This window comes from Kitasatospora albolonga, assembly GCA_002082585.1.
GTDB classification, from domain to species: Bacteria; Actinomycetota; Actinomycetes; order Streptomycetales; family Streptomycetaceae; genus Streptomyces; species Streptomyces stephensoniae.
Genome location: CP020563.1, coordinates 7,066,600 through 7,080,350 on the forward strand (window position 1 = coordinate 7,066,600; position 13,751 = coordinate 7,080,350).

11 protein-coding genes are annotated in these 13,751 nt (G+C 72.9%); 8 read left to right on the forward strand and 3 right to left on the reverse strand.

Annotated elements, in window-relative coordinates; genetic code table 11:
* Positions 1-18: 18 nt before the first annotated feature.
* A complete protein-coding gene (locus B7C62_31070; protein ID ARF76225.1) occupies positions 19-1,623 on the reverse strand; it encodes a hypothetical protein in 1,605 nt (534 codons plus the stop codon).
* A gap of 96 nt (positions 1,624-1,719) precedes the next feature.
* Here B7C62_31070 and B7C62_31075 point away from each other — a divergent pair, with 96 nt between their 5' ends.
* The 7 genes from B7C62_31075 (at position 1,720) to B7C62_31105 (ending at position 10,040) form a co-directional block, all read left to right on the forward strand.
* Positions 1,720-2,043 carry a ferredoxin gene (locus B7C62_31075; protein ID ARF76226.1) on the forward strand — a complete coding sequence of 108 codons (324 nt, stop codon included), beginning with the start codon at positions 1,720-1,722 and terminating at the stop codon, positions 2,041-2,043.
* A complete protein-coding gene (locus tag B7C62_31080; GenBank protein ARF76227.1) occupies positions 2,043-3,284 on the forward strand; it encodes a hypothetical protein in 1,242 nt (413 codons plus the stop codon). Before B7C62_31075 ends, B7C62_31080 begins: the two co-directional genes overlap by 1 nt.
* Before the next feature lie 28 nt (positions 3,285-3,312).
* On the forward strand, positions 3,313-4,539 hold the full coding sequence (locus B7C62_31085) for a cytochrome (GenBank protein ARF76228.1): 1,227 nt from the start codon (positions 3,313-3,315) through the stop codon (positions 4,537-4,539).
* A gap of 71 nt (positions 4,540-4,610) precedes the next feature.
* Positions 4,611-5,141 (forward strand): hypothetical protein, encoded by a 531-nt coding sequence (locus B7C62_31090; GenBank protein ARF76229.1) that lies wholly within the window; start codon positions 4,611-4,613, stop codon positions 5,139-5,141.
* 229 nt (positions 5,142-5,370) lie between these two features.
* Complete coding sequence (locus B7C62_31095) at positions 5,371-7,065, forward strand: MFS transporter (protein ID ARF76230.1); 1,695 nt, start codon at positions 5,371-5,373, stop codon at positions 7,063-7,065.
* Between the two features lie 259 nt (positions 7,066-7,324).
* Entirely contained in the window at positions 7,325-8,551 is a 1,227-nt protein-coding gene (locus tag B7C62_31100; GenBank protein ARF76231.1) for a hypothetical protein, read from the forward strand.
* Positions 8,552-8,651: 100 nt separating this feature from the next.
* Positions 8,652-10,040, forward strand: a complete 1,389-nt coding sequence (locus tag B7C62_31105) for an NDP-hexose 2,3-dehydratase (protein ID ARF76232.1) — start codon at positions 8,652-8,654, stop codon at positions 10,038-10,040.
* A gap of 80 nt (positions 10,041-10,120) precedes the next feature.
* On the opposite strand, the gene B7C62_31110 is transcribed toward B7C62_31105, so the two are convergent.
* Positions 10,121-11,392, reverse strand: coding sequence for a hypothetical protein (locus B7C62_31110; protein ID ARF76233.1), 1,272 nt, complete (start codon positions 11,390-11,392; stop codon positions 10,121-10,123).
* 176 nt (positions 11,393-11,568) lie between these two features.
* Here B7C62_31110 and B7C62_31115 point away from each other — a divergent pair, with 176 nt between their 5' ends.
* Positions 11,569-12,744 carry a hypothetical protein gene (locus tag B7C62_31115; protein ARF76234.1) on the forward strand — a complete coding sequence of 392 codons (1,176 nt, stop codon included), beginning with the start codon at positions 11,569-11,571 and terminating at the stop codon, positions 12,742-12,744.
* A 56-nt stretch (positions 12,745-12,800) separates the two neighbouring features.
* Here B7C62_31115 and B7C62_31120 read toward each other — a convergent pair whose 3' ends face one another.
* Positions 12,801-13,745: an NAD-dependent epimerase/dehydratase gene (locus B7C62_31120; GenBank protein ID ARF76235.1), complete on the reverse strand. Its 945-nt coding sequence runs from the start codon at positions 13,743-13,745 to the stop codon at positions 12,801-12,803.
* Positions 13,746-13,751: the final 6 nt, after the last annotated feature.

A 13,751-nucleotide genomic window follows, 5' to 3' on the forward strand; every position in this document is an offset into this window, starting at 1 on the left:
TGGGGTCTCCGTTCCTTGTCAGGCGGACAGCTTGTGGCCGGTCCCTCGAGAGGGTCTGGAACCTCTCCTGACCGGGACGGCCAGCGCGGCCGGCAGGGCGGCGGCGGTGAACAGGGCGGCGGTGGACAGGGCCAGGCCGTATCCGGCGGAGTAGGCGTCGACCGTGCCCTCTCCCGAGGCGAGGCCATGGGAGATCCGAGATCCGGCCACGGTGGCCAGGACCACGAGGCCCAGTGCGCTGCCCAGTTGGCGTGTGGTGTTGAGCAGCCCGGAGGCCAGCCCCGCCTGGTGGGCGGGGAGTCCGTGGGTCGCCGCGTTCGTCGTCGCGTTGATCACCGCGCCCATGCCGACGCCGAGGAGCAGGGTGGGGCCCAGCAGATCGGCGGCGAACGTGGCGTCCGGACCGGCCGCGGAGAGCCAGAGCAGTCCGCAGGCCGCCATCGACAGCCCGCCGAGCAGCACCGGCCGGGGCCCCGTCCTCGGCAGGTGCGGGGCGATACCGAAACCGCCCGCCGCGATACCGAGCGAGAGCGGCAGATAGCTGAGACCGGTTCTCAACGGGCTGTATCCGAGGACCTGCTGGAGCATCAGGGTGAGGAAGTAGAAGGTGCTGAAGAGGGCGGCGATGCTGAAGAAGGCCACCAGGTTCGCCGCGCTGACCGTGCGGTTGCGGAAGATCCCGAGGGGCACGAGGGGCTGCCGTCCGGGCCGGGCCTGCAACGCGAGGAAGGTGCCGAGCAGCACGGCGGACGCGATCAGCGAACCGGCGATCCGCGGGTCGCCCCAGCCGTACGCGGGGGACTCCGCGATCCCGTACACGAGCGCCATCAGCCCGAGCGTCACGGTGGCCGCGCCCGCCACGTCGAGCCGTACGCGGTCGCGGCCCGGGGCGGCCGGCACCACCCAGCGTACGGCCGCCAGCAGGGCCAGCCCGATGGGCACGTTGATCAGCAGGCTCCAGCGCCAGGAGAACCACTGGGCGATCACCCCGCCGACCAGCACCCCGACGGCACCGGCCGCCCCGGAGGCCGCTCCCCACGCCCCGTAGGCGCGGGCCCGTTCGGCGGGCCGGGTGAAGGTGGTGCCGAGCACCGCCAGTGTCGCGGGTGTCATCACGGCGGCCCCCAGCCCCTGGAAGGCGCGCGCCGCGATCAGGAGGCCCGGGTCGTCCGCGAGCCCGCCGACCGCGCTGGCGGCGGTGAACAGGGCGATGCCGCAGAGGAACATCCGGCGCTGCCCGTAGAGGTCGGCCAGCCGTCCGCCGAGCAGCAGGAATCCGCAGACGGCGATCGTGTAGGCGCTGTTCACCCACTGGAGGCCGTCGCGGGAGAAGCCGAGTTCCTCGGCAATCACGGGAAGGGCCACGTTGACGACCGAGGCGTCCAGCACGGTCATGAACTGGCTGACACAGCAGGCGGCCAGGATCAGTCCGGTCCGCCTGCCGGAGGCGGCGGCGGTCGCGGGGAGCTGCACAGGGGGAGCGGTCATGGGTGCGGAGGCTGCCCGGCCCGGATCGACGGCGTGTCGGGGCCGGATCGCGGCCGGGTGGAGCGCGGCGCCGGAAGGTGAAGCGCGCGCCGCAGGGCCGGGTGGAGCGCGGCGCGGGAGGGGTGAACCGGCCATCAGGTGTTCGAGACCGTCTCAAGGCGCGCCCCAGCCCGGGTCGGCACAGTCGGAGCACCCATCCGCGGCCTGCCGACGTTCCTTCAGGAGAGTGCCATGGCCAAGATCACTTACCGGCATCCCGACGGCACGGTCACCGTCGTCGACGTGGCCGCCCCCAACACGGTGATGCGCGGCGCGAAGCTCAACAACATCGACGGGATCGAGGCCCAGTGCGGCGGCTCGGCCCAGTGCGGGACCTGCCACGTCTACGTGGACGGCAGCAGCCCCGCCGTCCTGCCCGAGATGGACGAGGTGGAGGACGACGTGCTCTACGGCACCGCATCGCCGCGCCAGGAGAACAGCAGGCTCAGCTGCCAGCTGCCCGTGTCGGACGCGCTCGACGGGCTCGTGGTGGACCTGCCGAAGGCACAGAGCTGATGGGGTCCCCGACCGTCGTCGTCGTGGGCGCCGGGCAGGCGGGGTCCGACACCGCCGCCGCCCTGCGCTCCCAGGGCTTCGCGGGCCGGATCGTCCTCGTCGGCGACGAGGACGCCCTGCCCTACCGGAAGCCCCTGCTCTCCAAGGAGTACCTGGTGGGCGACCCGGAGGGCGAGGACACCGCACTGCGGCCCGCGTCCTTCTACGCCGGGCAGGGCATCGAGCTGCGGACCGGGGACCCGGCGGTGCGCATCGACCGGGAGGGGCGGCGGCTGGTCCTGGCCTCCGGCGAGGAGCTGGGCTACGACCACCTGGTGCTCGCCACCGGAGCCCGCCCGCGCAGGCTGTCCGTCCCGGGGGCGGAGCTGGACGGCGTCCTCGCCCTGCGGACCCTCGCCGACGCGCGCACCCTGCGCACCGCCCTCGCCGGGACCGGGGACCTGCTGGTCGTCGGCGGCGGGTTCATCGGCCTCGAAGTGGCCGCCGCCGCCCGCGCGTCGGGCGTACGCGTCACGGTCGTCGAGACGCGCGACCGGCTGATGGGCCGGTCCGTGAGCGCGCCCACGGCCCGCTACCTCGCCGAACAGCACACGGCCCACGGCGTGCGCCTCCTGCTCTCCGAGGAGCTGACGGCCCTGCACGGCGAGGAGGGCCGGGTACGGGTGGCCGAACTCGGCCGCGGCGAGCGGATCAGGGCCGATCTCGTGGTGGCCGGGGTCGGTGTGCTGCCGAACACCGCGCTCGCCGCCGACGCGGGCCTGGAGGTGGGGGACGGCATCCTGGTCGACCCCCGGCTGCGCACCGCCGACCCCCGCATCCACGCGATCGGCGACTGTGCCCGCTTCCCCAGCCGCCACGCCCCCCGGCACCTGCGCCTGGAATCCGTACAGAACGCCGCCGACCAGGCCAGGTCCGTCGCGGCGGCGATCCACGCCCCCGCCGATCCACCCCCGTACGACGCCGTGCCGTGGTTCTGGACCCGGCAGTACGGGGCGCGCCTCCAGATCGCGGGCATCACCGACGGCCACGACCGCACGGTGACCGTGGGCGACCCGGCCGGTGGACGGTTCTCGGTCTTCTGCTTCCGGGACGGCCTGCTCCTCGGCACGGAGTCCGTGAACCGGCCCGCCGACCACATGATCACCCGGCGGCTGCTCGCCACCGGAGACCGCTCCCTCACTCCGGAAGCCGTGGCAGCCCCCGGCTTCGACCTGAAGCACCGGCAGCCCCAGCCCGCCTGAGCCACGCCCAGACCCGAAGGGAAACACGATGACCGCTCCCGCCGAAGCCCAGCCCGTGCCCGGCGCAGAGGAGAAGACCTTCCCCTACGCGCGCGCCTGCCCGTTCAGCCCGCCGGCGGAGTACGACGAGATGGTGAAGGAGGACGTGTCGCAGGTGACGCTCGACGGCTCCGGGCTGCGCATCTGGACCGTCACCGGGTACCGGACGATCCGCGAGCTGCTCACCGACCCGCGGCTCAGCGCCTCCCGCAAGCACGCGAACTTCCCCTTCTACTTCATCGCGCCCCCCGAGTACCGTACGGAGACCTCGTTCATCGGCTACGACGGCGAGGCGCACGCCAGGACCCGCCGCAAGGCGGCCCTGACCTTCACCAGCAGGCAGGTGAAGCGGCTGCGTCCGAGGATCGAGGAGATCGTCGACGACCACATCGACAAGATGCTCGCGCTGACGCCGCCGGTCGACTTCCACCGGGTCTTCTCGCTCGCCGTGCCGATGACCGTCATCTGCGAACTGCTCGGCATCCCGCAGGACCAGCACGACTTCTTCATCAAGCACGGCACCGCCCTGCTCGGCGGGCACAGCAGCACCGAGGAGCGCCAGGCCGCGATCGTCGAGGTGAACGCGTACGTCAGCGACCTCATCCAGCTGAAGAAGAAGGAGCCGGGTGACGATCTGCTGAGCCGGGCGATGGCGGACTACGAGGCGTCCGGCGAGGAGTACACCGACCGCGACCTGTTCAACATGGTCCGGCTGCTCATGAACGGCGGGCACGAGACGACGGCCAGCCAGATATCCCTGGGCACCGCCTGCCTGCTGGAGAACCCCGACCAGCTGGAGCTGCTGAGGAACGATCCGGCCCTGGTCAAGCCCGCGGTCGAGGAACTGGTCCGGATCGCGACCATCGGGGACACCGCCATCCCCCGCGTCGCGCTGGAGGACATCGAGGTGGCGGGCAAGGTCATCCGCAAGGGCGACGGCATCCTCTTCCTCGGCCTCGCGGCCAACCGGGACCCCGAGGTCTTCCCCGAGCCCGAGAAGCTGATCATCAGCCGCGGCAGCCGCAAGCACCTGGGCTTCGGCCACGGAGTGCACCACTGCATCGGCGCCGACCTCGCCCGGCTGGAGCTGGAGATCGTGTGGAGCAAGCTCTTCGCGCGGGTCCCCACGCTGCGGCTGGACAAGCCGTTCCTGGAGATTCCGCGCAAGGAGGGGGCGGTCATCTACGGGCTGTGGGGACTGCCCATCACCTGGTGACCCGCCACCCGGTGGCCCACCGTCCCGCCCGCACGTCCGCCCGTACGTCCGTTCCAGGGAAAGGAACCGCAGTGTCCCAGGCGACACAGCACACCGCACAGCGTGTGACCCCCGAACTCTACGTGGAGATCCAGCAGTTCTACGCGAGCCAGATGCCGCTGCTGGAGGAGCGCCGGCTCGTGGAGTTCCTGGAGACCTTCACGGAGGACTGCACGCTCGAACACGTCCCCTTCGGCTGGCGGTTCGACGGCCGGGAGCAGCTGCTCAAGGAGATGTCGGCCCGCCGGGGCGACGCCTCGAAGCCGCGCGCCGAGGAGACCTCCGCCCGCCGCGCCCGCGAGGAGAACATCGCCTACTACGACGGGCTGGTCTACCGGTACTGGTTCGACCGCATGCTGATCACCCCGGCCGAGGACGGCACCGTCAAGGTCCGCTACCAGGCGATCGTGAGCATGACCGACGCCCAGGGGAAGGTCAGCTTCGAGCCCACCACGGTCGTCGAGGACGTGCTCGTACGCGAGAACGGGGCGCTGCTCACGCGCTCCCGGGTCGTCACGCACGACTCCGCCCAGTGGGCCGACAAGATTCACAACCCGAACTGATGTTCCTTCCGGCCGCTGCCCGGTGTCCCGCCACGCGGCGGAGGCCCCGGGCAGCGGCGTTTTCCCCGGCCGACCTGGCCGACCTGGCCGAAAACCCCCGGAGTGGCCTGTTCCGGTTCCGCGCCTGCTCGAGCCGCGCTCAAGCGGCTACCGGTCTCATGGACCTTTCCGGGACCCTGCGCGGGCCCCGGCCGACGGGGGATGGCAAACGCGACAGATGGGATCTCTGATGACAGAAGCAGCCGCCGCCGCCCCGCCGCCGAAGGCGGGTCGACGGCAATGGATCGGGCTGGCGGTACTGGCGCTCCCCGCCATGCTCATCTCCATGGACATGACCGTCCTGTATCTGGCGGTACCGGCGCTCAGCGCGGACCTCGCCCCCAGCAGCTCGGAGCTGCTGTGGATTCTCGACATCTACGCCTTCCTGGTGGCCGGGTTCCTCATCACCATGGGCAGCCTCGGTGACCGCATCGGGCGCCGTCGGCTCCTGCTGATCGGCGCCACCGCCTTCGGTATCGCCTCCGTGGTGGCGGCGTACTCGAACACCGCCGAAATGCTCATCGCCGCGCGCGCCCTGCTGGGTATCGCCGGTGCCACCCTGATGCCCTCCACGCTGGCCCTGATCCGGAACATGTTCCACGACCCGGCCCAGCGCGCCACCGCCATCGCCGTGTGGATGACGGCCTTCATGGTCGGCATGTCCATCGGCCCCCTGGTCGGCGGGGCGTTCCTCACCAACTTCTGGTGGGGCTCGGTCTTCCTGATGGCCGTGCCCGCCATGGTGCTGCTCCTGGTGACGGCCCCGCTGCTGCTGCCCGAGTACAAGGACCCCAACCCGGGCCGGCTCGACCTGCTGAGCCTGGTGCTCTCCGTCGGCGCCATGATCACGCTGGTGTACGGCGTGAAGGAGCTGGCCAAGGACGGCATCGCCGTCGAGCCGCTGGTCTACGTCGCCGTGGGCGCGGCCCTCACCGCCGTGTTCATCCTGCGCCAGCGCTCGCTGGAGACGCCCCTGCTGGACCTCAAGCTCTTCAGCAACCGGAAGTTCAGCGCCTCGCTGGCGACCATGACGCTCGTGCTGTTCGCCATGGCCGGGATGTTCCTGTTCATGGCGCAGTACCTCCAGCTGATCCTCGGCATGTCCCCGTTCGAGGCGGGTCTGTGGACCCTGCCGCAGACGGCGGCCATGATGGTCGTCGGCGCGGTCACCCCGGCCCTGGTCAAGAAGTACCGGCCGGCCTATGTGATGGCCGCGGGCCTCGTCGTCGGTGTGATCGGCTGCTCCCTCTACACCCAGCTCGACGGCGGCCAGCTCGCCCTGCTGGTCACGGGCAACGTCATCTTCGCCCTGGGCATCGGACCGATGACCATCATGGGCACGGACATGATCCTCGGCGCCGTACCGGCCGAGCGGGCGGGCGTCGCCTCCGCCATGTCCGAGACGAACCAGGAGTTCGGCACCGCGCTCGGCGTCGCCGTCCTCGGCTCCATCGGCACCAGCGTCTACCGCAGCGACCTGGCCGAGCAGATGCCCGCCGGGGTCGACGCGCAGAGCGCGGAGATGGCGCGGGACACCCTCGGCGCGGCCCTCGCGGTCGCCGACAAGCTCCCCGGCGCCACCGGGGACGCGCTGACGGACGCGGCGCGCTCGGCGTTCACCCACGGCCTGCACGTGAACGCCACCGTCAGCGCCGTGCTCATCGGGATCGCGGCGGTGCTCGTCGCGGTGCTCCTCAAGCACGTCCGCCCGACCGCACCGGACGGCGAGGCCGCCGGTTCCGGCACCCCGGACGGCGACAGCGCCGCCGAGGAGCCGAAGGCGGCGGCCGACGGCGCACCGGCCGCCGTGGCCTCCGGGGGCTCCCCGGCCGCCGACCCGGTGCGGGAACAGCCGGTGGCGGACGGGTCGTCCGTGGGCCGGTGAGGCCCTCCTGACACCCCGGAGGCCCCCTCCGCCCACCCCTCACGGCGAGAGCCGTACCCGAGAGCCGTACGCGGCACCCGGGTACGGCTCTCGCCGTGCGCGCGTCCCCCCCCCGGGCGGCCTCTCCCACCGCCCGAGGGCCTGGCGACCACTGCTCGAGCAGACCCTCCTACCGTGCACCTGACCGTGCCAGACAGGCCGTGGCGGCAGCCGGGGGAGCACCCCGCCGCTCCCCGCGGCGACAGCGGAGGTGTCAAGCGTGTCTGCCCCTCGAGAAACCGACGTGTTCCCCTTCCCGGGCTCCTCCTACCGAGGGCCCGATCCGCGCTACGCGGAGCTGCGTGACGAAGAGCCGGTGGTGCGCGTGCGCACGGCGGGCGGTGTCGACGCCTGGCTGGTGACCCGCTACGAGCACGTGCGCGAACTCTCGGCCGACCCCCGCCTCAGCCGCGCCCGGGCGTGCGGCCCCGGCGCCCCGCGGGTCGGCGGCACCATGCACACCACCCCGGAAATGATCATCTCGCTCGACTCGCCCGAGCACTCCCGGCTGCGGAAGCTGGTGGCCGGCGCGTTCACCCTGCGCCGGGTCGAACGGATGCGGGCGGGCGTCCAGCAGGTCGCCGACGAGCTGCTCGACGCGATGCAGGCCCAGGGCGGACCGGTCGACCTGGTCCAGGCGCTGGCGGTGCCGCTGCCCCTCACCGTGATCGGCGAGCTCCTCGGTGTACCGCCGGCCGATCTGCGCGACTTCGAGAAGTGGGCGCGCGCCTTCGCCACCGTCGACGACCGTGCGGGCGGTGAGGAGTCCCTGGCCGGGCTCGCGAAGCTGAGCGAGTACATCGTCGGCCTGGTCGCGGACAAGCGGGCCACCCCCACCGACGACATGCTCTCCGAGCTGATCGCGGCGCGCGACGAGGGCGACCGGCTCAGTGAGGCCGAGCTCGTCACCTTCGGCTTCACCCTGATCGGGGCCGGTTTCGACACCACCGCCAACCAGCTCGCCAACTCCGTCCTCGCCCTGCTCGTCGACCACCGCGACCAGTGGGACCGGCTCGCCGCCGACCCCGCCCTGATCCCCAAGGGCGTCGACGAACTCCTGCGCCACGTCAACCTCTTCGCCACCGACACCACCGGCTTCCCGCGCATCGCCGCCGCCGACATCGAGGTGGGCGGCGTGACGATCGCCGAAGGCGACGCCGTCCTGCTCGCCCTGGCCTCCGCCAACCGCGACCCCGCCGTCTTCGCCGACCCGGACCGGCTCGACCTGGACCGGGAGCGCAACCCGCACATCTCCTTCGGCCACGGGGTCCACCACTGCCTGGGCAAACACCTGGGCCGGATGGAGCTGGAGATCGCGCTGGAGGGCCTGCTGCGCCGCTTCCCCGATCTGCGGCTGGCCGTGCCGGAGCACGAACTGCCCTGGCACACGGGCGAGATCAACCACACGCTCACCAGCCTGCCCGTGACCTGGGGAGAACCGGAGTGACCGCCACGCACCGCGCCTTCAGGGACCGTGCCTTCCGGCGGAGCCACGCCCTCCGGAACCGTGCCTTCCGGCGGTACCCCGCACCGGCCGGGGCCCGGCCGTGAGCACGGCGGTCCGGCTCCTGCGGCCCCGGACGGACCCGGACCTCCCAGCCCGGCTCGCCCGCTCGGCCGCCGTACGCGAGGCCGGAGCCCAGCTGCGTACGGACGCGTTCGGCGCCTGGCTGGCCGAACGCCGCAGGGCGCACCGATTCGCCGTCGAGCGCATCCCCTTCACCGCCCTCGACGGCTGGCGGTTCGACGGGGCCACCGGGGACCTGAGCCACCGCAGCGGCCGGTTCTTCACCGTGCGGGGCCTGCGGGTCCGGGTGGGCGAGGGCCCCTCGGGGGAGTGGGAGCAGCCGGTCATCGAACAGCCCGAGGTCGGCATCCTCGGCCTCCTGGCCAAGGAGTTCGACGGCGTCCTGCACTTCCTGATGCAGGCGAAGATGGAGCCGGGCAACCGCAATCTGCTCCAGCTCTCACCCACCGTGCAGGCCACCCGCAGCAACTACACCCGGGTGCACCGGGGCGCCGGGGTACGCCACATCGAGCAGTTCGTCCGGCCGGAGCCCCACCGGGTGCTCGCCGATGTCCTCCAGTCCGAGCAGGGGTCCTGGTTCTACCGGAAGTCCAACCGGAACATGATCGTCGAGACCACCGACGACATCCCGCCGCACGAGGACTTCTGCTGGCTGACCCTCGGCCAGATCGGCGAGCTGCTGCACCGGGACAACGTCGTCAACATGGACGCCCGTACGGTACTGGCCTGCGCCCCCGTCACCCCGCCCGAGGCAGGGGCCCTGCACCCCGACACCGAACTGCTCTCCTGGATCTCCGGCGAGCGCTCCCGGCACGAGGTGCGGACCGAACCGATGCCCCTCAAGGACGTACGGGGCTGGGTCCGGGACGACCACGCCGTCCGGCACACCGACGGCCGCTACTTCCAGGTGGTCGCCGTCTCGGTCGAGGCGGGCAGCCGGGAGGTGAGCCGCTGGACCCAGCCCCTCCTGGAACCCCGCGGCCTCGGCCTCAACGCCTTCCTGACCCGCAGCTTCGACGGCGTACCGCATCTGCTGGCGCACGCCCGGGTCGAGGCGGGCTTCCTCGACACCATCGAGCTCGGCCCCACCGTCCAGTACACCCCGGACAACTACGCGCACCTCGCCCCCCGGGACCGGCCGCCGTTCCTGGACCTGGTGCTCCGCGCCGACCCGGGCCGGTTCCGCTACGCCGCGCTGCACTCGGAGGAGGGCGGCCGGTTCCTCAACGCGGAGAGCCGCTACCTCTTCATGGAGTGCGGCGAGGACGAGGCACCGCTGCGGCCACCGCCGGGCTACCTCTGGATCACCCCCGGCCAGCTCGGCTCACTGGTCCGGCACGGCCACTACGTCGACGTGGAGGCCCGGACCCTGCTCTCCCTGCTCACCACGGGAGCTGTCACGCTCTGACCGGCCGCCGCACACAGGCCGATGCCCGGGCCCCCTCCGAAGGGGGGCCCGGGCATCGGCCTTCTCGCTGCCCGCGCGACTCACCGGGCCGGCAGCGGCGCCGTACGGTGCTGGGCGGCCAGCCGCTCCAGGGTCGGGACCACGTCCACCGGGCCCGGCATCGCCAGCCACTCGGCGTGCAGGGTGTCGGCGCCCTTGCCGAAGACCGGCTCCTCGATCAGCCGCTCGATGCTCCGCCGGATCTCCTGCGGCGACTGCCGCGCGTAGTTCACCGAGAGCCCGCCGTCCCGGTCCGTCACATAGTCGGCGTACGCGGCGCACTCCAGCTCCCCGCTCGTCTCGATCAGCTGCGGCACCTTGTGCGCCACGGCCGCCGCGAAGGTGCCGCCGCCCCCGTGGTGCACCACGACGGAGCAGGTCTCGAACAGCTGGCTGAGCGGTACGAAGTCGACGGTACGGGTGTTCTCCGGGACCCGCTGGCCCTCCAGCTGAAGGGCGTCGAAGGTCGCGACGACCTCCGCGTCCAGACCCCCGACCGCCTCCAGCACGGAGCCGATCAGCTTCCGGTCGGCCATCCGCATCGCCCGCCCCGATATGCCGAGGGAGACCGCCACCCGGGGCCGCTCGGGGCGCGGGTGCAGCCAGCGCGGCAGCACCACACCGCCCGAGAGGGGGACCCGGCGCACCGAGACGGTCCTCGGCGCGGTGGTCGGCAGCCGTAGCGCCTTCGGCGTCGGGTCGATGGTCCACTGGCCGAGCACCAGCTCCTCGTCCACCGCCAGGCCGTACCGCTCGGCGATCGGCGCCACGATGGCCGCCGTCGGATCGGGGCCGCCCGCCGCGACGATGCGCTCCCTGCCCCAGGCCCAGTAGTCCGGCCCGCACAGGATGCGGGCGTGCGCGGCGCCGATCAGCCGGGCGGCCACGGCGGCGGCCGGCCACTGCTCCCACACCACCAGATCGGGCTGCCACGCGCGGGCGAAGGCGACCACGTCGTCCACCCCCGGCGCGGCGCCCCCCGCCCCCGGGACGGTGTTGTACATCCGCACCGCCCCCAGGAAGAGGGTGAACATCTCCGCGGCGGGCCGGTCCGCCGGGTCGCTCGCCAGCAGCTCCAGAAGCCGCTCGCTCTCCTCCTCGTCGGGCATGAACTCCTCGGCCCCGGCCAGCGGGGTCATCGTCTCCTCGGTGCCGATCCCGACCGCCGTCAGCCCGGCCGCCGTGATGGCCCGGGTGAGAAGGGGGTGGGAGGCCACGCAGACCTCGTGGCCCGCGCTCTGGAGCGCCAGGGCGAGCGGCACCGCGGGGTAGAGGTGCGCCGCCATCGGCCAGATGGTGAACATGATGCGCATCAGGCTCTGTCCTTAGGTAGTCGGTGGTTCGCAACAGGAAGTCGGTGTCGCGCGACGGTGGCAGGTGGCCCTCGACGGGATCTGGAGCCCCGGTCCACCTGCGCGCTCCAGCCGGACTTGAGCGCGGTGCGCGATAGTGGGAGGTCGCTGCCGAACCCCCTTGAGGAGCACAGAACATGAACGACCGTCCGGCCGAGGTGCCCGTACTCCCATGGGCCGGGGTGTCCGCGCGGCGGCTCCAGCGCAGCTCGCTGGCGCCGACGGGCACGGCCACCGGGCCCGCCGACGTGGTGGCCCGGCTCTGCGGCGCCCACGCCCAGGTGCTCTCGGCCGCCGAACTCTCCGTGGGGCTGCGGCTGTCGGACACCACCAGGGCCGGGGTGCGCGAGGCGCTGTGGACGGAGCGGACGCTCGTCAAGACGTACGGGCCGCGCGGCACGGTCCATCTGCTGCCCACCCGCGACCTGCCCATGTGGACGGGCGCGCTCTCCGCCCTCCCGCCGTCGTCCGGCAACGCGCGCGGCGGTCAGCAGCTCCTCACCCCCGAGCAGATCGAGCAGGTGATCGCCGCCGTCGCGGACTCCCTGAAGGACGCGGAGCTCACCGCCGACGAGCTGACGGAAGCCATCGTCGAACGCACCGGCTCCTGGGCCGCCGACCCGGTCATGGAAGCCTTCCAGGGCAAGTGGCCGCGCTGGCGGGCCGTCATGGACATCGCCGCCAACCGGGGCGCGCTCTGCTTCGGGGAGACCCGCGGGCGCAAGGCCACGTACACCAACCCGCACCGCTGGCTGCCCGGCTTCACCCCGCTCGAGGGCCCGGCCGCGCTCGCCGCCCTCGTCACGTCCTACCTCCACGCCTTCGGGCCCGCCACGCCCCAGCACTTCGCCCGGTGGCTGGCCGCGCCCCGCCGCTGGGCCACCGATCTGTTCGCCTCGCTCGGCGACGCCCTCCAGGAGGTGGAGCTGGCGGGGGAGCGGGCCTGGGTGGTCGCCGGGGACACCGATGTGCCCGACGGACCGCCGCGCGGACTGGTGCTGCTGCCGTACTTCGACGCGTACGTGGTCGGCTGCCACCCGCGCGCCCTGCTCTACCCCGGAGCGGCGTCCGAGCGCGCCCTCGCGGCGGGCCAGGCGGGGAACTTCCCCGTGCTCCTCGTCGACGGGGAGGTCGCGGGCGTCTGGCACCAGCGCCGCTCCGGCAAGAAGCTGTTCATCACCGTGGAGGAGATCACCCCGCTGACCGGCGTCCGGCGCAAGGAGCTCGACGAACAGGCGGCCCGGGTCGGCGAGATCCTGGAGGGCCGCACCGAGCTGACCCTCGCCAAGGTGACGGTCGGGCCCCACGCCTGAGCGGTGGCGCTCCCCGGGGGCTCGTGCCGGTCGGCCGCCCGGGGAGCACCGGTCGTTCAGGCGTGCCACATATCGGCGAGAGAGGTGCGCAGCGGGACCCGGGGCGACCAGCCCAGCAGACGCGCCGCGCGCCGGTTGTCGACCCGCATCCAGTCGCCGCCCAGCCCCGCCACGGGGCGCAGATCCTGCTCGACGGCCCCGGCCGGCAGCCCGGAGACGCCGAGGAACAGGTCCACCAGCTCCTGGAGCGGGGTCGCGACCCCGCTGCCGATGTTGACGGCCCGGCCGTTCACCGGGGAGGCGGCGGCCAGCACGACGGCCCGCGCCACATCGCGTACGTCCACGAAGTCCCGGCGGGCCCCGCGCGCGACGGTCAGCCGCACCCCCGGCTCGCCCGCCGCCGCCGCGCGCAGCCGGGACAGCAGCGTGCCCAGGAAGGCCGCCGACGACGGATGCGGCCCGCAGACGTTGGCGAGCCGCAGCACCACGGCGGAGACCCGCCCCGAACGCGCCGCGTCCAGCACGGCCCGGGTCCCGGCGAGCCTGCTGCGGGTGTAGACGTTCACCGGGGCGGGCGTCAGCGTCTCGTCCATCAAGGTGCCGTCGGGGACCGGCCCGTACTCGTGCATCGACCCCAGATGGACCAGCCGGGGGGACCGGGGGAGCTCGGCCAGTGCCTTCAACAGCCCTTCCACGGCATGGACGTTGGCGGCGATCATCTCCTCGTCGGAGCGGTCCCAGCCGTCGGTCGCGTTGGCCCCGTCCGTGGCGTTCACCACGATCCCGATCCGCTCCTCGCGCAGCAGCTCCGCGAGGGCGCCGGGGCCGGCCGTGGTCAGGTCGAGCCTGCGGAACGCCCCCGGGGGCAGATGGGCGGCCTCGTTGCGGGCCAGGGCGAGGACCTCGTGGCCCCGCTCGGCGAAGGCGGCCGGGAGATGGCGGCCGATCCAGCCGGTGCCGCCGATGACGGCGACCCGGGCGGGGCGCGGAAGCTCAGTCACCGCGGT

Bases quoted from the DNA above. Each gene is read 5' to 3' on its own strand.
- B7C62_31115 (ARF76234.1), top strand. From the start codon at position 11,569: ATGAACGACCGTCCGGCCGAGGTGCCCGTACTCCCATGGGCCGGGGTG.
- B7C62_31085 (ARF76228.1), top strand. From the start codon at position 3,313: ATGACCGCTCCCGCCGAAGCCCAGCCCGTGCCCGGCGCAGAGGAGAAG.
- B7C62_31075 (ARF76226.1), top strand. From the start codon at position 1,720: ATGGCCAAGATCACTTACCGGCATCCCGACGGCACGGTCACCGTCGTC.
- B7C62_31110 (ARF76233.1), bottom strand. From the start codon at position 11,392: ATGCGCATCATGTTCACCATCTGGCCGATGGCGGCGCACCTCTACCCC.
- B7C62_31080 (ARF76227.1), top strand. From the start codon at position 2,043: ATGGGGTCCCCGACCGTCGTCGTCGTGGGCGCCGGGCAGGCGGGGTCC.
- B7C62_31095 (ARF76230.1), top strand. From the start codon at position 5,371: ATGACAGAAGCAGCCGCCGCCGCCCCGCCGCCGAAGGCGGGTCGACGG.
- B7C62_31070 (ARF76225.1), bottom strand. From the start codon at position 1,623: ATGGCCGGTTCACCCCTCCCGCGCCGCGCTCCACCCGGCCCTGCGGCG.